The sequence below is a fragment of the Gammaproteobacteria bacterium genome (assembly GCA_019748175.1).
GTDB lineage: Bacteria > Pseudomonadota > Gammaproteobacteria > JAIEPX01 > JAIEPX01 > JAIEPX01.
Window position 1 is genome coordinate 109,567 of the sequence record JAIEPX010000008.1, and the last position, 25,343, is coordinate 134,909.

Consider the following 25,343-nt stretch of genomic DNA (forward strand, 5'->3'; position numbering starts at 1 on the left):
TATTGTGCCAGACCGGTATTTTCGGGTGAAAAATTAACACTGACAGAAATTCTGATTATGACGGAATACATTGGAGAGGTATTCGGGCACAGCGACGATGATTAAAGGAAAAGCCTTCAGTTTAGAAAAAAAGACACATGAATTTACTATATTGTCTGAAATACTGATATTTAGCTCGTCCTAGGCCCTTAGCACTCTAAGCCAGCTATTTTTTCTATCGCCTTTTCTAATATGGGCAGAAGCAAAATTATTCCAGACCTTTAACCGCTTTCAGTATTACCCGCACCCTAAAGCGAATGTAATCAAAGAACTTTTCATTTTAGGAAAAAGTACCCGGGTATTTTGTCCAGATATCCATGTAAAAATTTTTACGTATCATTCCTGTAACGATTGAAAATTATTTTTTACAGAGGGGTTAAAGCAATGCTCAAATCGATAAATGATGACAGCTCATTCTTAGGCCAGGAAGCGGTAATGTTACCAATGCGTGAGGAAGTTCAACCGAGTAAAAATAGAAGCAGATATTTGGTTGAATTTTATAATCTTGTACCAGCGCTTTTAGCCAACGGCTTAGAGGCTCTAGAAATTTTGGATGTACTGATATCCTCAGAGTTAAATCTATCCCTTCATCATTCAGAGCATAACTGTCATACCCACCGATTCATACACTTGCTTATGATGTCAGTTTCTGTTGATGAATGGAGTAACTATTATCTGCAATTTTTAAGAACCTACGGAAAATTCCTCGACAGTAAATCCACATACCGAGTACAGGTAGAACATATCGTTAACCAATGGAATCAAAAGATCCTTTCAGATGGAAAAAATCGTCCTTGGGCGCTTGACATCTTAACAAACGATTTAGACCCATTCAGCATAAATCAAGGGCTAGAAGTATTTTATGATGACGTGAGTTTGCACAGCGCTGTGAATTTGATTCTTGAGAATTTTGAGCGCACAGTATTTAATAATAATCATAATGATCTTCTAGATGATTTGCAGAAACTTCAAGATGATGTTGACTCTCATCGTCTTAGCTTAAACCTCGATTTGTTTACTCGCTGTTTAATGAGCGATTCCTACTTTCTTGCAGCAGGAATTGACCTGATCAAAGAAAATTTAGGCAAACAATCGGACTATCATCGAAGAGTGACACTAATTTTCAACAAATGGAGTGAGGCTTTTCTCAGCGTTTTTCACAAATTTACTGTTCCAGGAGTTGAATTTAAATCTGTATACTATCGATTAAAATATCCTCGAACAGGATTATCTGTATTAGACCTAGCTCTCCTAACATCAATGTCTATAACGCATGAATTGAGGTCAATTACAGTATACGATGATATAGAATTGTTTTTGAACATTAATAAGATTCTTAAATCAAATGGATATAATTTTTTAGGGTCAGTCGTTAAAAATCCTTTTCTAGATGATTTAAGATCGGCTCAACAGAGCAATCCCATCTGCCCAGTAAAATTATCCAATTTAGCTAGTAACTCAGCTTTTGATGGTCTTTGTAATGATATATTGATGCAGATTTTTAGTGCGCTGCATAATCCACAGTCTGACACGGATCTGCGAAGATTAACCTTAACTTGTAAAAGCTTATTTTTATTCCGTGACGAGCTAATGTATCGAAAAATGCTTCGACCCATTACCATCATGAGTATAGGTGCACATCATACCTGGAGAAGCTTCGACTCGTGTCAACAATTCAGATTGGAATCATTGGGGATTTGCAATAGTGGTGACATTATCGGGGCTGATGATGATCAATTTTACATATGGTCAGCCAAGACATATCTTTTAATAAATCTCATTAAACCCAAAAAGAACATAAAGTTTCTCCATGCTATAATATTACCTAACAGTGATATATTAATCGTCTCTGAGCTGATAAGAAGTGAAGAATACAAAAGATATCGTTTTATTGTCTATGGTTTTACCAGTTCATACAATGGTAAAGTTCATAGAAAATATTCGGATTGCCTTTTTTTTGATGATCCTTGCGGCCTTAAATATCTACAAACTAAGTCGAAACATCATCATATGCTGACTATTGGTTGGTTAGCACAGATAAAGAAGCTAAGAATTACATGGGATGATGGTCAGACAAAATGCATTCATGTAAATATTTTTGACCCAACAAACAAACTGAGTTCTTTTTCACGCGATGGTGAAGTGATTGATTTTCCAAAAGAAAATTTACCATATAAAATAGTAATTCAGTTACCTGACGGCCGAATTTTAGGTTACTGTGAACGTGTTCATTATAAAAAACCGTTTTTAAACTACTTTGTTCTCTATCATTCTCAAGAATATCTACAGGCGATGAAGCGTAATAAACAAGTGAAGAGATCTGATATTTCCACCAATCACCGTCAAATAGATCCTAGAATGATTGAGAATAATGAAGTAACTCCAGTCTCACATGAGATTATCGATCCGACCTTGACAATAATTAAAGCCAAACATCACCAAAAATTAAATAGGACCATACAAATTTGGGCTAAAAGAGCAATATCACTTTTTGAAAGATGCAATAGATGTCAATTCACGAAACAATCAAAGTTAATTAAAGAAATGCAGAATCCCTCTGCTACATCTAATCCAACTAGGAATTTACACGCATTTTTAACTCAATCAACTTCAATATTTAAGTTTTATCACGAGGCTCCGAAGGAGTTGAATGACACTTGCTTTGACATTTATCTAGTTGCAACAATATGTAATGATGTTAATGCGGGCGAATTACTTGATAGCACAGTACTAGATCCAAACAATCCTAATTGGAAACACAAAATTAAAAGACTTATCTCTTTCATGGAGGGTAGGAATTATCTTCGTAAATTAGTTATAGATAGTCTATCACATAAACTTTCGGAACAAAAAGATTTAGAGGTGGGTTTGATTTTTTATAAAGATGAATTGAGTCACTCATTTGAAAATGAACTAGAAGAGGAAAAACCCCTAATGCTTATATCAGACGAAAATGATGATCAACCGATGTCAGAAGATTCTTTGATTAATGATCTCGAAGCGCTTTTTGAGAAAGAAAAGCCAAAAGTGGAACTAGCTGATGAGTGCACCCTGTTTTTTAACTATTAACGGAGAAGTGGAGCTGTTCTAGGAGCCCTGCAAATTCTCCTTTTAACTGTGATCCTATAGCAAATGCTGCACCAGATCATTCTTCATTATACTGTTGGGTACTGTCCCATACCTACATTAATCAATTCCACAGGAGCTGGATCTGCTAAATCTTCTGAGGAATAATCCTCATTGTGTAATTGTGCCATCTCTTCGACTAAATTCCAAAAGGCGATTCTAGTTTGCATTAGCACACTCAAAAATCCGGCATAAAAATATTGACCACAGGCCGACTCGTCAAGTCGCAGAATTTTTATATTTGATTCTAAATTTAACCACTCAGGTACACGTCTATATTCTTCTACCGCCACCTTATTCCTGTAGATAGTTTCATCTTCTGGCAAATTGCATTCTATCCATTCTAAATTTTTATCCAGTGGTGTTAATTGTCTAAAAAAATCCTTTTCATATTCCATAATGAAAGCGCGCAATAACAATATATCTTGATCTAAAACATCACTCAGACCGTAGTCATATTGCTCAGTACAATATTTTGTCATGTATATGATAGTGGCCAGTTTTTCTGTTATATAATGATAATTATAGTGATTTGCGATTTCTGGTTGAACTCTACCCCTTTTAAGAAGTTGCCAATTGACTCTAAGGATCATTTTATGGCTAACGGTCTTAAATTTATTTCTATATTCTCTGTTACTTTGATATTGATTATGCAAATTATTTTTAATAATCATTAGTTTTTCTTGATCAACAATATCCGAGAAATATTTTATGGAAATTCTATGTCCAAGTTGATTTAAACCATTAATTATTTGACTGATTGCAACTCGTATCTTTTTAAACTGTTTTTCTACGTAATCCATAACAAACTCTCTAGCGGGAATTGATGATAAATTTTCGTTATGTTTGAAGTTTTTCACGTCAACTTCAGACATTTTATTACGCCTTGCTTTCGATAACAGCATATCACGTACGGTGTCCCAAGTATAAATTTCTTTTACCAATACTAGATCTAGTATGAGTACTTTACCTTCATAAGTCCCACATAAACACTCAAGAAAAGTTTCAACCCAGTGAAGCAATGAATAATCAATATCAATTGCTCTATCTATCCAAATCGGAAGAATAAAGTGCAATTCTTTGAAACTGCTTGGTAAGAAAGCTCGCGAAGGTATAGAATTTTTTTTTCTTATTTTCTGAATGTCAACATTTACTTCTGGCCTAAAGAACGAGAATCGGGAAGATCTAGATCTAGGTAGCAAATATTCATTGATCTTATTCTTTTGATCTTCCGTAATGACCTCAGGAAATCTCAAAGAGTCAAGCACGGAATGACGCTGCTGATTATAATGATAAATCGCCCATTGCTTTTCATCAATCGCTTTAAATAATGTACGTGCTCCGTGAAATTTTGGAAATGATGCGACTCGCTCACACTCAGACATAGACTTTTGAAATTCTTTTTCACAGTCTGAAAGTTTTTTACCTTTGCGAGTGTCCCCCCTAAGTCGAAAATAATGATACATCATTGAATTATTATATTCTTCTTCAAGGTCAAATTTCTCTGTGATTCTTTTGAACTCCAGAAATTGTAGTGTTGATTCACTATTAAACTCATACCCAAGCTCTCTGCAGCAACGTCTAGCATGTCTCAAAGCAGCATTGGTTAAGAGTGGAGAATAGTCGTCTTTTTCGTAGAGATGGTAATCATATTTACACTTTAGAAAATTAACAATGTAACATTGAACGGCAAGTTCTTCAGTAATGTATTGAACAATGCATGGATTGGCGATCCTAGGTGGCAATACTGTTTTCGACTTAATTAATTGTGATTTTACTTTAACCATTATAGCGAATACAATGGACTTAAATTCCTTCAGATAGCTCGTTTTGTTTCTGTAACGACCGAGATAGTAATTTTTTATTTTATCTACATGATCAAGTCTGATAAATTCAGCCCAATGTATAATTTCAACGACGTGCCCGTTTGATCGTATTCTAACTAATTCACTAGAAATGCTCTCTACCCACTCTTCGGCAATTTTTCTCCCTTTTGCTCTTGCTGAATCGATCTTAACATCGTTTTCTCCTGATTTGATTTTACCTAAAAGATTATTAGTATTTTCCGATTCCATGTCCATTAACATGTCATCTCGTAATATATTCCAAGCACTCAGTTCACCCGTAGGGACAATATCGATTACTAGAGTCATTTCAGGGAACGCTCTGTCTAAATTCTGAAGAAGATTAATAAACTTATCAGGCGAAAAGATATCTGACTTACTAATACGATCCATACAGATTGGTATTATGAAACTGAGAAATGGTTTTTTGGTGAGCGGGTGTATTTTAAGGGGCAGCTTCATTTGCATCTGCCAAGCAGTAATTTTTGTATGTATGACCTCTAAGCTCACTAAATCACTTGTTGGAGTGAAAAAGTCATACTCTTTGGCGTAAAATGCACCATCAAATGATTTCTTTATTGCATTTTCATCACGTTGATTTGACATAGTCTAGCTCCGTCATAACTATTGGATGGAAGGATATTAGATGAGCGTGGGTGAATTTTCATAGAGGACTAAATACCCTATGCTCCTCCACAGATGGGCTATTCTCTCATTCTATCTGAGGAGCTGAGCAATAACTGTTTTGGAAGAATCTTTCCCATGCCTCGATGAAGCGCTTTTTCGACAATTTGAGACCGACTGCTACACCCCATTTTTATTTTAATTCTTTCTAAATAATTTTGTATAGTTTTATATTTAATACCCATCTTTAATGCAACCTCTTTTGCGGTATAGCCGCGGATGTAAAAAAATAAGCATTCAGATTCACGTGAGGAAAGTTTAAAATCGTCATAAGCATTTTGCAATATCAAGTTAAAGTGCGGATGATTGATGTCTTGATTAAATATCATGCCACCTTCGATCAGAAACAATGCTGATCGCATCAATGGCGTATCAGTGATTTCGATTGAATTTCCCGCAAGACCCATTATGCAATTGTTATTGTTCAAAATAGTGTGAACATTACAAATATGCATTCTCCACTGACCATCAGAATATTTTCCAAAGCACAAGATGGAAATGGGAATCCCAGTCTTTAAGACATAGTTATCCAATTCAACAAATTGATCAGCGTGTTCACGAAGATGATTTGGAATATCATAATCTGTCGGACTTTCATATGATATCTTTGACGATTTAAACCCCAAAGAAACAGCACCAGCCCTATTAATAAGCCTGTAACGATGCTCTAAATCTTTCCACCAAACAATATTAGGAGATTGATCATAAATCTCTAACATAGATCCGAGCATGTCTGTACTAAAATCCATTCAGACCTCGATAAAGTTAGATAAGGTACTTTTTAATCGTTAAGCGTACTTTAATTCATCTAACAGCTTGCGCACAATAGTTTCTGTAAATTCGATTTGTCCTGAGAAGCGACGAGCCAAAGATAACCCTTCGTAGAGTACTATGCTAACAAGGAGTAAAGCTATGACTCGAGTCAATGATAATGCACATGAGGATTTATTGGAACCCTTTTTGATTCAGAATTCAGGGGCCATACGGCACCATTACCAGTAATGTCCTATGCTTATAGTCACAGAGTAGTAAAAGCCCTGTTAGAAATGGATAGCGAAGGTAGGTAATGATGAAGGGTGTCATGAGCCGGGATTTGAATGCTAAGAAATGAAGGCTCTTAAGCAAGCGTGGTGTATTATGAAACGTATAGGTGTATCGGGCCGAGTTGTTGACCAAGCGGCGAGAATAGAAGCTAATGCCAGAGTGAAAGGTTGGACTGGCGCGTTATGTCGTCGAGTATTATTTGAAATGTTTCGAGTCAGAAGTGACTCACAAAAAATTCTTTTTTATAATTATTTTTGAAGTAATAATTGAGTTGGTAAGGGTTTTTTTCCATTGGTTTTAGCATATCCAGGACATTCAGAGTTTAATATGGAATATCCGTTTTAGGGCTTGGAGGATTGATCAAAGTAAAGTAAGATATCCTCGTCGAAGGGATGGGATGAGCGATGGGATATCCAATTTTACAGGAACAAGATTACTTAAAACTCACAGATGGTGCGAGTCTGGTTAAGCGTACACGCACAAAAATTCGCCTGCTTTTGAGTCAAGACGGAAAAATTATTAAACATATTTACAAGCGTAAATTGTTATCATCTTCTACACTTTGGCCTTATGCGACCCGATTTATCAAGAATGCACAGTATCTTCAATCAAAAAATATATTAGTCCCAGAAATTCGAGCAGTATATTTTTATCCTAAATTAAATTGTGATATTTTGATCTATGATTATGTAGATGGTCGAACATTATACGATGTCGCACGAGATAGGGATTTGTCGTTTTTTCCACAGTTTGTAGAATACGTTGCTCAATTGCATAAATTGGGAATTTATTTCCAAGATATCCATTTAGATAATATTGTTGTCAATAATAATATTTTTACCTTGTTGGATTTAGAATCCATTCAAATTAAACGACGTTCATTGTCTAAATCTTTGCGTGCGAGGAATTTAGTGCATTTGTTTAATAAAAAAGAAGATATTCCTTTTTATAATCAATTTGGTTTGGAGAATTTCTTAAATCAATATTTTGATTTGGCTTGTCTATCAGAACCATTGCGTCGTAAAATTACCCATTATTTATGCTCTCGAGTTCCAAAAGATATTGCACCACTGAATAACTACGACATATTATATTCAAACATTTAAGTAATTTTGTTGAGTGGAAATCCAGCGTTTAATTAAGGGTTCGACGGTGTTGGGGGCTTCTGCTAATATTTTGTTGGCTAACTCTCTAACTTGCGGAAGTAAATCAGCATCGCGTATGAGGTCTGCAATTTTCAACTGTAAAAGACCAGTTTGTCGAGTTCCTAAGACTTCTCCAGGGCCGCGCAATTCCAAATCTTTTTGCGCAATTAAAAAACCATCGTTCGTTTGACGCATTATTGTTAGGCGTTCTTGTGCGTGTTCTGAAAGTGGTTGTTGGTAGAGTAAAACACAATAACTCACAGCTTGGCCTCTTCCAACTCGTCCTCGTAATTGATGAAGTTGTGCAAGACCTAATCGTTCAGGATTTTCAATAATCATTAGGCTTGCATTCGGTACGTCGACTCCCACTTCGATAACCGTTGTAGCAACGAGTAAAGAATATTCTCCTGTTTTAAATGAGTGCATAACGGCTTCTTTTTCACTTTGTTTTAATCGGCCATGAACTAATCCAATTTTTAGTTCAGGTATTGCACTGCGTAAATGAGTGCAAACTTCTTCAGCAGCTTGGCACTGGAGCACATCAGATTCTTCAATGAGTGTGCATACCCAATAGGCTTGTTTACCCTCAGAACAATTTGCTCGGATTCTTTCAATCACTTCTTCACGTCTTGAGTTGGGTATATTGACAGTTGTAACTGGAGTTCGCCCAGGAGGAAGTTCATCAATAATAGAATAATCCAAGTCAGCGTAAGCAGTCATGGCAAGCGTACGAGGGATCGGTGTTGCAGTCATGACGAGTTGATGAGGGCAGTGATCAGCGAAACTTCCTTTTTTGCGAAGCGCTAATCGTTGATGTACACCAAACCGATGTTGTTCATCGACGACAATTAAAGCGAGTGATGAAAAATGCACATCTTTTTGAAAGAGCGCATGAGTACCTACAATAATTTGAGCTGTACCATCAGAAATTGTGTTTAATGCTTCTTGTTTTTCAGATGTTTTACGAGATCCAGAATGCCAGGCAATTTTTATTCCTAAAGGATTTAACCAAGACAGTAAATTTCGATAATGTTGTTCGGCGAGCAATTCAGTAGGGGCCATTAATGCTGCTTGATAACCAGCTGCTACAGCTTGCAAAAGAGCCACTGCCGCCACGACGGTTTTGCCTGAACCCACATCACCTTGAATTAATCGAAGCATCGGTAAGGGTTTTGATAAATCTGCTGACACTTCAGAGACAACGCGTTGCTGCGCACCGGTTAATTTAAACGGCAATTTTGCGAGAAATTGTTCTACGAGTTGGTTTTTTTGAGGAAGTGGATGAGCAGACTCATGCTGAATTTTATATTTAATTTGTTGTAAGCTTAATTGATGAGCTAATAATTCTTCTAACACTAAACGTCTTCTAGGCGGATACTTGGAAGCCGAAATCACTGTTGAATCGAGTTGGCTCGATGGAAAATGCAGCGCTTTGAGTGCTTCTTTTAATGAGGGATATTCCCATTGCTGTAAAAGTGCTAGAGGTAGAAATTCTTGTAAAGAATTTTCAGACGATTCTAAAATTGTAAAAGTTTGTTTTACTAATTTTCGTAAAACTGTTTGTGACAAACCTTCAGCGGTCGGATAAACGGCAGTTAAATGTTCGCTTGCAGTAAAAGATTCAGAAGTAGAAATAATTTGATATTCGGGATGAACAATGCCACGTTGATTGCCTAACCAACGCAATTCGCCAAAACATCTCAATCGAATATTAGGAATTTGCAATTGTCGAAGTTGAGGCGCAGAAAAGTGATAAAAGCGTAATTCAACTGAGCCTGTATCATCTTCTAACGTTACAATCACTGATCGTTTTCCACCATAACGCATTTGAACTTTTGTGACCTGTCCTTCTATAAGCGATGAGTGTCCGATGGTCAGGCGAGCAATCGGAACAATATGAGTGCGATCCTCATAGCGAAGCGGTAAATGAAATAAAAGGTTATGTAGTGTGTTCAAGCCCAGATGCGCTAATCGTTCTGCAACGCGATCTCCTACACCTTTTAAAACAGTGCAAGGTGAATTCAACGTTGGCAGTGACTTGTTCATTTAATCCAGAGAAAGAATGGCATCAATTTCAACCGGTACGCCTTTTGGGAGACCAGCAACTTCGACTGCAGCTCTTGCAGGAAAAGGGTCACTGAAAAATTCTAACATCACGTCGTTCACTGCGCTAAAGTTTTCAAGACTTGTCAGATAAACTGTGAGTTTCACGACTTGATCAAGATTACCACCGGCTGCTTTCGCGACAGCTTCCAAATTCAAAAAAATTTGACGGATTTGTAATTTAATATCGTGAGTTTGAAGCAGCTCTCCGCTTGCTGTCAGTGGAATTTGTCCGGACAAAAAAACCAGTTGCCCAGCTCTAACGGCCTGTGAATAGGTTCCAATGGCTGGGGGTGCTTCTGATGTGTAAATCGGTGTCTTCATCATCTGTCTCGATTAGATACGGTCATTTTCTGAATATAAGGCATATCACTAGGCCTGTCTAGCTTGAGTTTTGTATAAATATTCACAGTGAGAATCATCTTGCGCTTCGTAGTAAATTCCTTCTGTAATACACAGGGTAATTTGAAATTCAAACCCCTCTCTATTGTATTATACTTATTTTTAGGTACAATAATGATTTTAGTTTAATAGGGATATAAATGTGCGGTTAAGATCGATAATTAGAAATAACAAATTACCAAAAACAACTCAGTTCAGATTTTTAAATACCGATTCTGAGCGTAAATTCTTAGACACAATTAAATTTGGGCATGTTGATGAAGTAAAATATAGTCTTGAAACATCTTCCGGTCTTTCCTTGCTGAAGGCGCGCTATAAAGGTAATGATAAAGATGTCAATAGAGGTAATTTTGCTTTACATGTTGCTTTTGAATACGGTCATCTAGGGATTGCTAGCACATTATTAGAGTGTGCTCTTAAAAACAACCTCGCTATATTATCGGATCTAAATTCAATTGGCGTCCCGCCATGGGTGTACGCACTATTGTATTTTAATAAACGTAATTTTGTCGAACGATCTAGGTCGTTGGAAGAAAAGAAAACACTACGTAATATCATAGATGCCAACGAATTCAGATCATCATTTGCTAAATGTCCCACGTTGCTTAAATTTGTTAAGACGTTATATACTTCTGATGACAAGAGTATTATCGAGTGTGCAAGTGATCCGGAAATAATTACTGAAAAAGGTCCATATGGATTTAATGCATTACATTACTCAGTGGCACATGACAGTTTAGTTGGGGTACAAAGTTTACTTAAAAATCCTGCTTTAAATCCAAAAAAAACTTTGGAATTTATTAAATCAGAAGATTGCAATGGGAATAACCTGCTACATATTGCTGTTGAAAATGTGTCCGAAAATTCACAATTAGTATCCGAATTATTATTATCTCTCAAAGATTCTGCAAAATCAGAAAATGCACAGAAAGATTCTGTAATATCAGAGCGCTTTGAGCTTAAAAATTTTCTACGTAAGCCTAATAATTATGGCTATGATCCTTTTTATCTTGCTTTAACCACAGGTTCGGTAAGAAACTTTAGTAAGATATTCTTTAATTATGGATATAATATACATGAGCCAGCATATATTGTGTATGATGAGCTAAATATGATGAATAGAGTTTTTCAAGTTCCAAGTACTCTTATCGCTTTTAAATGGCTGAAAGGTGATGATAATAAAATAAAACGTGTAATCGAGTGGTTATTTAGGCACGGTGCTGACCTTGATAACATGATATCACTCGATACCTTGGGAAAGCTTGGTATGGATGATGCCGCAAAACAGCTTACTCAGGGTAATCTATCAAATCATAACCGATTAATGAAATGTACCTTGGTAGATATAGCTGAATACTATGGATATATTAATACACGAGATTTTTTGCTTAAAAATGGGGCTGGTTATTCAGATCAATCGAAAAATATTGAATATCAACAAGAAAATCAGAAGCAAGAATTATCAACTGAAAGTCAATCATCCGACTCAAATTTTCCCCTATCTCAAGGCACTGAAGACGAGCTAAAAGGTTTGAATGGATCTCGGGAAATTTCTGAAAATAAATCGAATCAGAATATTTCATCTGGGCACACAATTTTTTCACTAGCAATAGTCCATGGCAATTACGTTTTGGTTGAGCAATTTTTATCTGCTAATCCCGAAATGCTTTCCATTTGTGTTACATTAAAATTCGATGGTAGGCTGGAGAGTAGCAAGAATTCTCCACTCCATCTTGCAGTGCGATATGGGAAAGACAAAGGTGGGCTAAGATTTTATCAGGATAAAGAGCATAATCAATGTGCTCTACTAGAAATATTGTTAAGTAAACATAGCGCATGGTATAAAAGTCATCTTAGTATCAAAGTTCTTTTAAATGAAAATGATAAAAAGTTGACTCCTTTAAATTTAGCTGCGCGAAATGGTTATATATTTGGTGTTAACGCTATAACTAAATGCTACTTAGAGAAAATATCCGAATTTCGTGTTGGTGATAATTTGCCAGATAATGAAAATTTTAATTTATTGGTAAATGACATTAGAAAATCATTGAACTTGGCAAAAAAATTTCATCGTTATGCAATCCAGTATTGTTTGATTGAAGCCCTATCAAATCTTGGAGTAATAGCCTCTATTAATGGGAGAAAATTTTGCATAGATGATGACTATGCATTAATAGCTTCTGCAGTTAAGTATGATATGAGTTCAGCAGAGCCAATATTTGATAGCCTGGTGTTTCAAGGAGGAGGAGTGCGAGGTATTTCACACGTCGGGGCAATACAACAGTTTGAAGAAGAGGTCAATGAAATTGTTAACTTAAAAAAAATAAAATATGTTGGTGGAACATCAGTTGGTGCAATTATAGCCTCATTATTCGCCGCTGGGTATGAATCATCAGAATTACGTGGAATTATTATTGAAAGCCTGAAACTACCAACTTTATTAGAGGATTCTCAACAGCATTACTCTGAATTTGAGAGCTTATATCAAAAATATCACCATGATCCTGCAAAATTGAACGCATTAAAAGAATCAGTTAATACTATTTTCACTAAGCTTAAAAGTTTTTACGAAGATAATAAAGCTGAATTAGAACGTGTGCCATATTGGTTTAATAATGCTAAGTGGTATAATGATATTATAGCGAAGATAAGGTTCGGATTTTCACTAAAAGCATTATATAATGAACTTAGTCAAATAATAAAGTCTGTTGATGTTACAAAAGAAGATTTAAGGAAATTGATGAGGTTGAGTGTTATTCTTTACATTGAAAAGGGCGTTTTCAGCGGTGATAAACTTAGAGATATAATAGAACAGCATATGCGGGATAAAACAGGTATTGAACATATTACTTTTGAAGAGCAACATCTTTTGGCAAGTGTTAAGACTGAAGTAAAAGATGTTTCTCTTGTAGTAGTTGATACAATGCGCAAAAAGACTCATGTATTATCTTATCTTAATGATCCTCATCATATAGTATCTGATGGAGCGCTAAGCTCTGGTTCGGTCCCGCTATTTTTCAAACCACACGAAAGGTATGTGAAACCACCGGGAAGAAAAAGAGCGCTAGATATTACTGATGATGGTGCTTTATATGTAGATGGGGGTTTGAATGATAACTATCCTGAGTGGCTCTTTAAAGATGTATCTCAGAATACATTAGGAATTAGGTTGCTTAAGCCGTCGCTTTGGTCAAAGTACAGTACAGGGTTATTCACAGTTGATAAAAAAAGCGAAAACTTCTTTCAATTCGCATTTTCTCTAATCGGATCAATACGGTCAAAGCAAGAGAGTGATTTTGATATCAAATGTAATCCTTTAAACACAATACTTATTAATACTCAAACTGTTGATACATTAGACTTCAATGCTAGTGATGAGGATAAGAAAAAGTTAATAGATGCTGGAAGAGAGGCAGTTAAAGCATACTTAGGAACTCAGAGTAGTATCCTGTTAAAAAATAAAACGGTAAATGGTCAAAGCAAAAAGATCAATGTGCCTAATTTTTCACGCTTTTTTAAGCCCACGTGCTATTGTGGGAAGTCTGAGAATTGTCCTTCAGAACAAGATGAGCCTAAAAATAGTTCTAGGCTTACATAGTTTAGGAATAGGGATCTTATGGCAAAGCAATTCAATATTTCTATTAGTGGGACTTTTGTCATAGACCCGATTTTAACCTCACTAAGATATTGGAGTCAATATCAACCCTTGGCGACAAATTTTACTGCTTCAACTTATAATCAATTATTTCAAGACTTGCTACGTGAATCAGTTTTACTTAATAAAGTTGATGTGGTGGTCATTTGTGTGCGTTATCAAGACTGGCTGAAAGGTTATAATGAAACGGGAAAGAATGAATTAAACGATAATGTAAATTTGTTTTCCAATATACTATTGTCGGCTAATCAACTATCAAATTATCTGGTTATATTATGTCCGTCAGATTCGAAATATGTGGATAATAATTTACATGATACATTTCATAAGAGATTACTATTAAAGCTTAAATCACGAAAAAATATTAAGATATTCTGCGCAAATAAAGTTCTCAAAAGCTATGATTTCTCAAGTTTTACGACATTTAATGAGCATACAGAAGAGCTTGGGCATATGCCATATACGCAAAATTATTATGATGTATTAGGGGTAATTATAAGCCAAAAACTATATCAGCTTTACCTGTATGATGTAAAATTAATTGTGCTTGATTGTGATAATACTCTTTGGGATGGGGTATGTGGAGAGGTGGGCTGGGATGATATTAGAATTTCAAAAGTTCATAAGAAATTCCAAAAAAAACTGGTCAAACTTCATGATTCAGGAGTATTGCTTTGTTTATGTAGTAAAAACAACCTAGATGATGTCAAACAAGTATTCGATCGGAATCCTCATATGTTGTTGAAGTGGAGTCATTTTGTGAGTTACAAAATAAATTGGCGTCCAAAATCAGTTAATATATCGGAGATGTCTTCTGAATTAAATATAGGATTAGATAAAATAACACTGTTCGAGGATAACGTAGTTGAGGTTGAAGAAGTCAAGTTAAATTTAAGTCAGATAACAGTAGTGCATATTCCTACTGATAGTTTAAAGTTTCTTGACTATTTAAATAAAAGTTGGGAGCTTGAGAAACTATCTATAACTAATGAAGATGCGATAAGAACAAATTTATATCATCAAGAGAATATTAGAGTAAATGAAATAAAAAAATCAAAAAACATACACAAGTTTTTTCAAGAACTCGATCTGCAAGTGACTTTAAGTTGGATTAAAAATAGCGATGTACAAAGAGTTTCGCAACTTACTCAGAGAACTAATCAATTCAATTTTGCGAAACAAGAGCTTAGCTCACAAGAAATTATTAATATAATGAATGATACTAAAAATAAAATCAGAACTATATATGTGAGTGATAGATTTGGTGAATATGGTTTAGTTGGATTGCTATTTTACCATGATATAAGTAAGAGTGTACGACGAGTTGATAATTTTCTTTTAAGTTGTAGGGTTCTTGGTCGAGGAGTTGAGCATCAGGTCATTAAGTTGATTGCTGAAGAGTCGATGCCTGATGGAATAACTGAAATAGAGTTTTACTTCGTTGGTAATGAAAAAAATGTTCCCGCTAAAGAATTTACAAACTTATTAAAAAAAACTTCTGAGAAAAATTTGGGTGATGGTATCTTATTGCGTTGTAGTCTAAACAAGCTACTTGAAATTAATTTCGCTCCTTATTCTGGAATTGAGCGATTAACTAAGATGGCCGCATTATCACACAATATTAAGAGTGATAAGCCGGATCTCTCAAATAATAAATTAAATCAGTATAGAGAGTCAATTTTAATGTCCATTCATAGCGTCAACGACTTATCGAATTTGATATATGGCCAATATTCCTATAAAGATACTAAAATGTGGCGAAAAGGGAGTGAAAGGGATAAAATACTGCGCAGTCTCGTACGTTATTTGCAACAAGTTTTACCAAACAATACTATTGATGTTAGCAAAAATATATTCGATTACGGAATCTCTTCTTTAAAAACTGTACAGATAATTGGTTTGATATATGAAAATTTTCATGTCACTTTGCCTTTTAGTGCTGTAAATAAGTCAGTCAGTATTAACATGCTCGCAGATGATGTTTTGGAGCTGATAAATGCTAGGCCAACAGAGCAAGATTCACCTAGTGAACGAGTCGAAAAATACTTTTATCAATTGTCAAATCAGCAAGATCTTATCTTTTCCAAAGAAATTCTAGAAAAAAATCGCCCCCCTTTGAATGTGTCAACATCACATAGACTTAAGGGTAAATTGAACGTTCAAAGATTACATCTTGCTTTAAATAGTGTTCTAAAAAATAATGAGGCACTATCTTCAAATTTTATCTTAAGAAGTAATAGTATTGTTCAGAAATTTAAAAAAATAGGTCGATTTCCATTCAAGGTATACCATTCAAAGTATGTTTTAGATCATGAAAATTCCCTAGAGATAGATCAATGGATAAAAAAATTCACTAATAGGCGATTTAAGATTAATCAAGGCGTTTTATGTCGTGCAGGTCTTCTTAAAATTAATGACTATGAACACATTTTAACGCTTTGTTTCCACCATCTTGTAATAGACGAATGGTCGCTAGGGATTCTTTACCGAGATCTTGCAATTTATTTTGATAATACTAATGTTAACAAATCAAGTAACCTTAGAATTCCGCCAATGAAATATTCAGAATACATTTTAAAGCAAAAGACTACGAATTATAATGAGGATGAGCAATATTGGTTAAAAAAGTTGTCTAACATTAATACTGGTTTCATACCGTTTGATAATAATGTCAGTAAAGCAAGAATGATTACGGAAACAATTTTTATTGATATTCCGAATAATCTATATTTTTCATTAGTCAAGGAAAAAGTATTCAAGTCTTATAGTATTTTTGTAATATTTATGTCATCAATGCTTATAAATTTACGTTTTCATTTGAATGTAAATACACCACATATTGCTACAGCATTTGCTAACAGAAATAATCCTAAATTTCAAAACACTATTGGTTTGTTTACTCAAGTCTTTCCTGTTACCTGTGCAGTAAAAGATGAAGACAGCTATTTGGATATATTAAAAAAAGTACAACATGATATAGAAGAGGCTACTCTAAGATCAGAAATTAGTTTGTCCAAGGTGTTTGGTTTGCTGGGAGTGCAGCCTAACATAAGACCGCACCCATTTTTTCAAATAGCAATGCTATATTATCCAGATAATCAGCACCCTCTAATTTTAACTGAAATTGTTACTGAGCAATATACAAACATTGATCAATATAGCCAATTTGATATTGTAATTATCTTTCGTGAGAAAAAAAACTCAATTACAATGGAGTTTCAATTCAATAAAATTAATTATCATCGTGTGAGCATTGAAAGGTTAGCTAATCATTATCTGAATATCTTGAATCAATTGATAACTTGTCCTGTGATAAAGATAAAAGACTTAACCATTCTTAGCCAAGATGAAGTGGTTGCTTTAAAAAAATGGTCTAATAATAAGAGAGTATATCTGAATAGATCACTTCTAAATATTTTAAGAATGCAAATTAATAAATTCGGTGATAAGATTGCTGTTCAAGGTACTGAACAAGTTTTGACGTATAATCAGTTGGATATATATTCTGATGTTGTGGCTCAATATCTATACGATAGAATTCAATTTATCGATACTCGTAGAATAATAGTCATGATGGATAATAGTGTTGGATATATTATAGCAATATTGGCAATATTAAAAATTAATGGAACATTTGTAACTTTTGATCCTGAGCTCCCATTAAATCGTTTAATGCTTATGTATAATCAGATTAATGCACGTCATTGTCTGCTTAGTAGAAAGTACTTCTTAAAATCAAAATCTTTAAAGTTTCAAACATTTATTCTCGAGGACGTCTTAGGTCAGACTATACCTGATGTTGGATTCAATGTTAATCCATCGGTTATTCGTAAACATATTACTCGTACAAATTCTACTTCAGCAATTTTGTTTACATCAGGAACTCAGGGGGTGCCAAAACCTACGATGATTTCCGACACTTCAATTATTCAGATATCAAAGAACCTTGGCTTTATTAAAATTAATCCTGATGATAATATCGCGCAATTTACAAGATTGACATTCGATGTCTCACTATTTGAGATATGGTCTGCCTTACTAAATGGAGCTACATTATCAATCATTAATTCTAGCGATAAGCTTAATTATTCAAAACTATATAAGACAATTCAAAAGTTGCAGATTAATTGCTTAACCTTAACGGCTTCTCATTTTCACGCAATGGTTTCCAATAATACTAAGATATTTGAAGGAATAAATCGTTTAATCATTGGTGGAGAGCAATTAAAAGCAGGTGCAGTATATAAATTAATAAACTCAGAAATTGCACCAAAAAAAATATACCATGCCTATGGAATTACTGAAGCGACAGCAATATCATTATTGTATCGAATTCCCCGAAGTGTACGTGATCCAATTCCGATAGGATATCCATGTTGCGGAATTACTGCTATTGTTCTCGGTGAATATGGAAAATTAGCACCGATTGGAGCATGGGGTGAATTATTGTTATCTGGTGATGCTATATCGCAAGGCTATATTAATTGTGAAAAAGATAATAAGTTGAAATTTCTGGAACTATCATTATCCGAGTTTTCTGATAAACCAATGCGAGTCTATAAAACTGGAGATAAAGTTCGATTTCTTAATAATGGTGCTCTTGAATTTGGTGGCAGAATTGATCGTCAAATAAAGTTAAGAGGCTATCGAATCGAGCTTGAAGATATTGAGAGGGTCTATCGTTCATTGCCAGAAATACAAAATGTCGTAGTACAGCCAATTAAGCAAAGAAATGAGTCAAGCCTAGTCGCATATATAAAATTAAAAGATAAGTTGCTGTCTACATCGCCTCAAATATTGAGAACTATACGGAGTACAGTATCTAGTTGGTTACCTCAATATATGATTCCACAAAATCATTATGTGGTAAGTTCGATTCCATTGACTTCGCATGGCAAAGTCAATGTAAATGATCTATACAAATATGTCATAAAGAATAATTATAATGATGAAGTAACTGATGATAATATAGCCAAAAGAAATGATGCGATTCTTCAATTCATAAAAAATCTATGGCTTGACTTGTTGGAAATTGATAACTGTAATTATGACGCCAATTTTTTTGATTTGGGTGGAAATTCATTGCTGTTTACAATCTTGCTTGCAAAAATCCAAGACAGATTTTCTGTCGTTTTAGCAACTGAAGATGTACTTAAACAGCCTACAATTCGTAATTTCACTATCCACGTGAAACATAGCCTAAATGTTACAATTAATTACGTTGCTTGTATCCAACCTATTAAGATGGGCGCATCAGAAACCCTAGTAATAGTTCATCCAGTTTCAGGATTAATTACTAACTATTATACACTTGCGCAATACTTGAATATGAACATAATTGGAATTGTCTCACCTACATTATTTGATGAGTCTATAAGATTTAATACTATATCGGATCTAGCGAAGTTTTATATGGAATCATTATTGAAATCCCAATTTCATAACAGGATTTCTTTGGCTGGTTGGTCATTTGGTGGTCTTGTCGCTTTAGAAATGGCTCATATTGCAAAACAATTGAATATTAAAATTGACCAAATATATCTATTTGATACATATCATCCTGATGTAATGAATGACCGTACGATTAATGCTGAAATATCAGTAGTTGCAAATGATACTAAAGATGTTGCAAATTATCATATTAATTTAGTTAAAAGCTATCAACCGCAATATTATGGGATGTTTTATCTGGTTGAAGCATCTGAAAATATTGCCGAAAATGGTATTAAAAATGATAGATTAGGGTGGCGGCACATGACGGATGCGAATTATAAACATATCTATGTTCAAGGAAATCATAATGATTTATTCTCGCAGGAAAATGTATATAAATTATGCAATATAATTAATGAATCACGAAGACTAGAAATAGAAGCTAAAATCTCTAAATTACAAGATAGATTTAGTGATAACAAAACTGTAAATTCGAATGAAAACATTAGATCTGTTCTGACACATAGAGAAGCAGAAGTTGCAATTAATCTATTGTATCGTCGCAGTATAAAGGAAATAGCAAGAACTCTAGGTTTGAGCTATAGAACAGTGGAAGCGATATTGATGAATATGAAGCGCAAATTTGGCATAAAGTCTAGGATTGAGTTAATTGAAAATATCGAAGACCTACTTGGTAATTGATCTTCTTTAAATAAACTATTACGACGTGATTTCTTACAATAATTATCAATATAGTCATTAAAATCGAAGTTTATATCGAGGTGGAAAATGAAAAAATAATTCATGTAATGTATGTGGCCCTAGATACGCTAATCCTCTTGCAACGCGATCTCCTAAACCTCTTAAGATGGCGTCAATTATAGATCTGATAGCTCCAGGTCTTATAACTGCAACCTATCAATATTGGTTAAGTTACAATTACTTTTAGTGATCAAGTGGAATCTATCTGTAAAGTAACACACTATTTTTTTAAAATGAGAGGCATCTGTTTTGAGTCATGCGAAGCTTAGAACAGCGAAAAAATTCATTTAATGTGCTATACTATAACCTATAGCTTACTTATATGGGAGGCCATAGCGTGTACAGAAGAATCCAGCAAGTTCGAACAATCAGTTCTAATGCAGGACGAGTTTCCGTTAAGCCAAGTACTCTGCATCCTACTGCTGTTTATATTTGGGCTCCAGGATACTCATTAGTTAAAGAATTAACACAAAAAAATGGCAGTATCAAAAAGGAAAAGGTTTTTGTTCCAACGTCAACAACTTTGGTGGCAGCTACATTTTTACTGCAACATTATGGTACCCCAGAAGCAGTATTACGACACAAACACGATATTCACCCCGGGCATGTAGCCTTAGGAATTCAAGATAAGTACTTAAGTATTGGTATGGCAGATGATTTACGTGCTCTGAGACCAGCGTCTAAACATAAAGTAGTATTGTCTGAGAATCTCCTTCAAGATACACTCGGATTTGAACGTGTACCACATTGTATTGATTTGCATACTTTAGACACAAAAAAAATGTTAGAATTCATTGAGGTCTATATCAAGAATCCAGAAAAAGTTTACAGCATTCTCGGCTCTCGTCTCAATTTAGCTGATGGTGAAAGTTGTGCCACAGTAGTACACAAGGCTCTTACGACAGGTGGTTTTGATCGCTTACTAAACTATTACGGACAAACGCTTGGTGCAAAAGGTATATTAACACCAGAAGGACTTAAAGGGCTTTGCGATCTTGCAAAATCTACAGAGCACGCGCAACATCCTGAAATAAAACCAATATCTGAGGCGTTCCAAGAAAAATATTCACGTGATATGATGGTACTCAGTGAACGGTTCAGTTATTCTCCATCTCAAGAAACACCCACATCATTTAAACCTAGGAGATAACCCATGAAAAGATTACCACCTGGTCGATACACTAAGAATCTAACATCAAGTTCATCACGATTACTGTCATCTTCTAGTAAGAGTTCTTCTAGCCAGAAGGCTCTAGATGAAGTAAAAACATTATGTGAAAATAAATTATATAAAGACGCACTTGTTAGAATTGAAAAAGTTGAGCTAGAGTATCCTAGCTGCTCTAAAGCCCTAACATATTACAGGGGTCTTGCACGGTATGAAATAGCAAAAGAAGAAGGTAATTTGCCAAGTCTCAGTCATATGAAAGATTAAAGCTGCTTTTTGAGTATTTCGCTACTCGTTTCAAAATTAAAATCTTATCCCTAACAAGGATGGTACCAGGTGTCTAAAAGGCTTTCATTAAAGATTCGTCGAATAGGGATTGATACCTATCAGGAAACAGTCGTTTTCATGCGCCGAGACTGTTTGGTTTGTCAATCGGAAGGTTTTGGATCTCAAACTCGAATTCGTTTAACAGTCGGTAAAACGTCGATAATTGCGACGCTTAATATTGTGACGTCCGATATTTTGCAATTAGGTGAAGTGGGTCTTTCGGAATCAGCGTGGGAATTATTAAATGCCAGTGAAGGCGACGATGCTTTTTTTTCTCATCCGACACCCTTGAGCTCTTTGAGTGAGGTTCGTCGAAAAATTTATGGTCACCAACTCGATGCAAAAGCCATCGATGAAATTATTTCGGATGTAGTAGAAAGACGTTATTCCGATATCCATATTGCCGCATTTTTAACGGCATGTGCGGGTGGCCATTTAAATCGCGACGAAATTCTTGCATTAACATCTTCGATGATTAATCACGGAGATCGATTGCACTGGGACGCACCTTTAATTGTCGATAAACATTGTGTCGGTGGTTTGCCGGGAAATCGAACATCTTTAATTGTAGTGCCCATTGTTGCAAGCTTTGGGTTGATGATTCCTAAAACTTCTTCTCGCGCGATTACTTCACCTGCAGGAACTGCTGATACTATGGAAGTGCTTGCTCCAGTTTCATTAACTCTCGAAGAAATGCGTCGGGTCGTTGAAAAAGAAGGCGGATGTATTGCTTGGGGTGGAAGTGTTTCTTTAAGTCCTGCAGATGATCAATTAATTCGCGTTGAGCGTGCGTTAGATTTGGATAGTGAAGGACAATTAATCGCGTCAGTGCTTTCAAAAAAAATAGCAGCGGGATCAACACATGTATTAATTGATTTACCTGTTGGTGAAACGGCAAAAGTTCGAAGTTTAGAAATGGCGAGAATTCTTGAGCATTATTTAATTCAAGTCGGCGCTGAATTAGGTATTCATGTTCAAACGATGATTACGGATGGTTCGCAACCTGTTGGACGTGGAATTGGCCCTGCATTAGAAGCTAAAGATGTGATTGAAGTTTTATGCAATGAAAAAAATGCACCCTCTGATTTGCGCGAAAGAGCATTGCAATTGGCTGCTGGAATTATAGAATTTTCTCCTGCAGTTGAGCGAGGAAAAGGGTTTTCTATAGCCGAAGAAATTTTAGAATCTGGTAAAGCGTGGAAAAAATTTCAAGCAATATGTAATGCTCAAGGTGGGATGCGTGAGCCTGGAACTGCGCCGTATCAACATGTAGTACGCGCAGAAAAATCAGGGAAAGTTTTTGCAATTGATAATCGAGTCATTGCTCGAATAGCTCGTACGGCCGGTGCTCCACAAGCAAAAACAGCAGGTGTTTATTTATCAGCTGTGATCGGTGATCATGTTGAAAAAAATCAGCCACTTTTTACAATTCATGCAGAATCAGAAGGTGAAATGGAGTATGCTTTGACACTGATGGGAGAAGAAGGGCCAGTAATTCAATTAGCGAATCAAGAGGAATAACTTATGACGTTACTTTTTAATTTACCAGAAGATGAATCATTTGCTTATGAATTAGCACGTGGTTTAGCTTGGCAACAAGGATCATTAGAGTGGCATACTTTTCCAGATGGTGAGATTTCTGTCAGGGTTTTGTCAGCTATTACGAGTTCGGATGTTTATTTTTTGACTAATTTGCGTCATCCCAATGAAAAAATTATTAAACTCATTTTTGTTGCTGATGCACTTCGTGCTGTCGGTGCGAAAACCGTGACATTAATTGCGCCCTATTTGTGTTATATGAGATTAGATGCAGTTACAAAACCAGGTGAAGGTTTGACATCAAAATATTTTGCTCAATTTATCAGTCATTACTTTGACCGTATAATCACGGTAGATCCGCATTTACATCGAGTTCAAAAATTAGAAACTCTTTACCCAATTCAAAATCAGGTAATTCATGCTGCGCCCGTTGTTGCAAATTGGGTTTGGCGAAACGTAGAGAAGCCCTTGATTATTGGACCAGATGAAGAAAGTGAGCAGTGGATTAAAGTGATTGCACACGAGGCTAAATTACCTTTTATTATTTTTAAAAAGAAACGCTACGGTGATAATACGGTTTCAATCAGTGCACCCTTAATGTCTGAGTATCGTGATCATACCCCGGTATTGATTGATGATATAATTTCAACGGGTAGTACAATGATTCAGGGTATCAATGTATTGCAGTCTTCAGGAATGAAAAAACCAATTTGCGTTGGTATTCATGCTGTTTTTGCTGAAGGTGCAAAAGAAGATTTATTGGCGGCAGGCGCAGAAAAAATTGTAACGAGTAACACAATTCCACACCCTACGAATGGGATCGATCTTATACCGCTGTTTCTGGATTTACTGCAGCCGCAGCCGTAGTTTATTAGTCCCAGTACTGCATTTGCAAAATATTACCACTGCCCATAGTTCGTGGGGCTATAAATTCAGGCGTTTTGTAATAGTAAATGTGACTATTACCACTTGCAAAACCATTAAGTGAATTGTAAGGAGCTACGGCAATTTCAGAAATATCAGTCGTTTGAATGATGGCATCTTTTGTGCGCAGATATTTCGCATCGACTTTGGCATTGCCAATTCCACGAACAGTTAAAGTATCCACAGAACCGGCTACTCGAATTAAACCGGGCCCGTTTGTCATAATATCCAGTTTTTTAGCATTAATTGAATCCATGCTAATCATGCCAGTACCATGTTGTTCAATATGATTGGAATGAATGGAGCCGTGTAAAATAATATTTCCCGAGGTGAAAGAAAGTATTTTCAAGTTATGTGCTCGATAATTCGGGGCATATAAAGAACTTCTTTTATGAAGTCGAATAAAATCAATACCGTTTGCATCGACTAAAACTTGCAATGGTTTGTCGCGAATTCTTGCATCTGACGGAGCGGCCGCATCTTGTAGATAGAGCGTGCCATTTTTTACGGTTGTTATTACCAGGTCACGTCCAGGTTGTTCTCTATTCATTACTGCAACTTGGGGTCTATTTGAATTTCGTAAAGTAATATTAATATCACTATCGGCGACTATTCGTGTGAATGGTCTTAACCAAAAGTCATGCATCACTTTATAACCAGGTGAAAATTCTTGGCGTGCGAGCACCTTTGAAGAGGGTAAATGTTCTAGAGGTGTTGGTGGTTCAATATGACGAACAGCGGGCTGAGGATCGCCTGGGCGAGGATCGGTGAAGCGGTGATGCTGACGCCACGTTTCGTAGGGCACTATAGAGTGGTTTTCGCTGGCCATATGCTTATGAGATGTATCATGGCTTTGTTTGGATTGTCCAGTTTGAACGATTTTAGCTCTCATACGATCAGAGATCGTAACTGGGGGCAGTTGAACAAGCTTCTCAGAAGTCGATATTGTTTGCTCTTTAATAACGGCATAACAATTAATCGTTGAGAGGGATAAACACAAGGTGGCGCCCCAAACTAAGGAGGAGAGAGGGCGTTTAAACTGCATCCATTGCATAATCACAATCCTATTTTGTGAAGTTAAGAAGTAATGTTAGCACGGTGACTACGCCTGAGCAATGGTCTGCTTTAACCAAAATCCATCATCAAAT

Annotated in this window: 14 protein-coding genes; 9 read left to right on the forward strand and 5 right to left on the reverse strand. The window is 35.6% G+C overall.

Translation table 11 applies throughout. The annotated features are described in order from the left end of the window. The first annotated feature begins 423 nt into the window (after positions 1-423). Positions 424-3,108: an F-box protein gene (locus K2X50_03720; protein MBX9586345.1), complete on the forward strand. Its 2,685-nt coding sequence runs from the start codon at positions 424-426 to the stop codon at positions 3,106-3,108. A gap of 86 nt (positions 3,109-3,194) precedes the next feature. Here the strand turns inward: K2X50_03720 and K2X50_03725 are convergent, their stop codons facing one another. Both K2X50_03725 and K2X50_03730 read right to left on the reverse strand, forming a co-directional pair. Continuing rightward, positions 3,195-5,615: a hypothetical protein gene (locus tag K2X50_03725; GenBank protein ID MBX9586346.1), complete on the reverse strand. Its 2,421-nt coding sequence runs from the start codon at positions 5,613-5,615 to the stop codon at positions 3,195-3,197. A 98-nt stretch (positions 5,616-5,713) separates the two neighbouring features. Further along, complete coding sequence (locus K2X50_03730; protein ID MBX9586347.1) at positions 5,714-6,442, reverse strand: helix-turn-helix transcriptional regulator; 729 nt, start codon at positions 6,440-6,442, stop codon at positions 5,714-5,716. A gap of 388 nt (positions 6,443-6,830) precedes the next feature. Between K2X50_03730 and K2X50_03735 the strand changes: the two genes are divergently transcribed. Further along, on the forward strand, positions 6,831-6,995 hold the full coding sequence (locus K2X50_03735; protein ID MBX9586348.1) for a hypothetical protein: 165 nt from the start codon (positions 6,831-6,833) through the stop codon (positions 6,993-6,995). A gap of 146 nt (positions 6,996-7,141) precedes the next feature. Beyond that, positions 7,142-7,843, forward strand: coding sequence for a hypothetical protein (locus K2X50_03740; protein MBX9586349.1), 702 nt, complete (start codon positions 7,142-7,144; stop codon positions 7,841-7,843). On the opposite strand, the gene recG is transcribed toward K2X50_03740, so the two are convergent. Both recG and K2X50_03750 read right to left on the reverse strand, forming a co-directional pair. Then, positions 7,832-9,916 (reverse strand): ATP-dependent DNA helicase RecG, encoded by a 2,085-nt coding sequence (recG, locus tag K2X50_03745; protein MBX9586350.1) that lies wholly within the window; start codon positions 9,914-9,916, stop codon positions 7,832-7,834. The two genes, K2X50_03740 and recG, sit on opposite strands and share 12 nt — an antisense overlap. Before the next feature lie 12 nt (positions 9,917-9,928). After that, positions 9,929-10,312 (reverse strand): Rid family detoxifying hydrolase, encoded by a 384-nt coding sequence (locus K2X50_03750; GenBank protein ID MBX9586351.1) that lies wholly within the window; start codon positions 10,310-10,312, stop codon positions 9,929-9,931. Positions 10,313-10,529: 217 nt separating this feature from the next. On the opposite strand from K2X50_03750, the gene K2X50_03755 reads away from it, so the two are divergent. The 6 genes from K2X50_03755 to K2X50_03780 all read left to right on the forward strand — a co-directional run bounded on the left by K2X50_03755 (position 10,530) and on the right by K2X50_03780 (position 24,138). Then, the gene (locus K2X50_03755) at positions 10,530-13,985 is read left to right on the forward strand and encodes a patatin-like phospholipase family protein (protein ID MBX9586352.1); all 3,456 of its coding nucleotides are present in this window, start codon (positions 10,530-10,532) and stop codon (positions 13,983-13,985) included. A gap of 18 nt (positions 13,986-14,003) precedes the next feature. Next, positions 14,004-20,177, forward strand: a complete 6,174-nt coding sequence (locus K2X50_03760; protein ID MBX9586353.1) for an HAD-IIIC family phosphatase — start codon at positions 14,004-14,006, stop codon at positions 20,175-20,177. A 397-nt stretch (positions 20,178-20,574) separates the two neighbouring features. After that, positions 20,575-21,387: a hypothetical protein gene (locus K2X50_03765; protein ID MBX9586354.1), complete on the forward strand. Its 813-nt coding sequence runs from the start codon at positions 20,575-20,577 to the stop codon at positions 21,385-21,387. A 3-nt stretch (positions 21,388-21,390) separates the two neighbouring features. Then, positions 21,391-21,672 (forward strand): hypothetical protein, encoded by a 282-nt coding sequence (locus tag K2X50_03770; protein ID MBX9586355.1) that lies wholly within the window; start codon positions 21,391-21,393, stop codon positions 21,670-21,672. 69 nt (positions 21,673-21,741) lie between these two features. Further along, the gene (locus tag K2X50_03775) at positions 21,742-23,253 is read left to right on the forward strand and encodes a thymidine phosphorylase family protein (protein MBX9586356.1); all 1,512 of its coding nucleotides are present in this window, start codon (positions 21,742-21,744) and stop codon (positions 23,251-23,253) included. Between the two features lie 3 nt (positions 23,254-23,256). Beyond that, a complete protein-coding gene (locus K2X50_03780) occupies positions 23,257-24,138 on the forward strand; it encodes a ribose-phosphate diphosphokinase (protein ID MBX9586357.1) in 882 nt (293 codons plus the stop codon). 4 nt (positions 24,139-24,142) lie between these two features. Here the strand turns inward: K2X50_03780 and K2X50_03785 are convergent, their stop codons facing one another. Beyond that, positions 24,143-25,249, reverse strand: a complete 1,107-nt coding sequence (locus tag K2X50_03785) for a DUF2807 domain-containing protein (GenBank protein ID MBX9586358.1) — start codon at positions 25,247-25,249, stop codon at positions 24,143-24,145. Between the last annotated feature and the right edge of the window lie 94 nt (positions 25,250-25,343).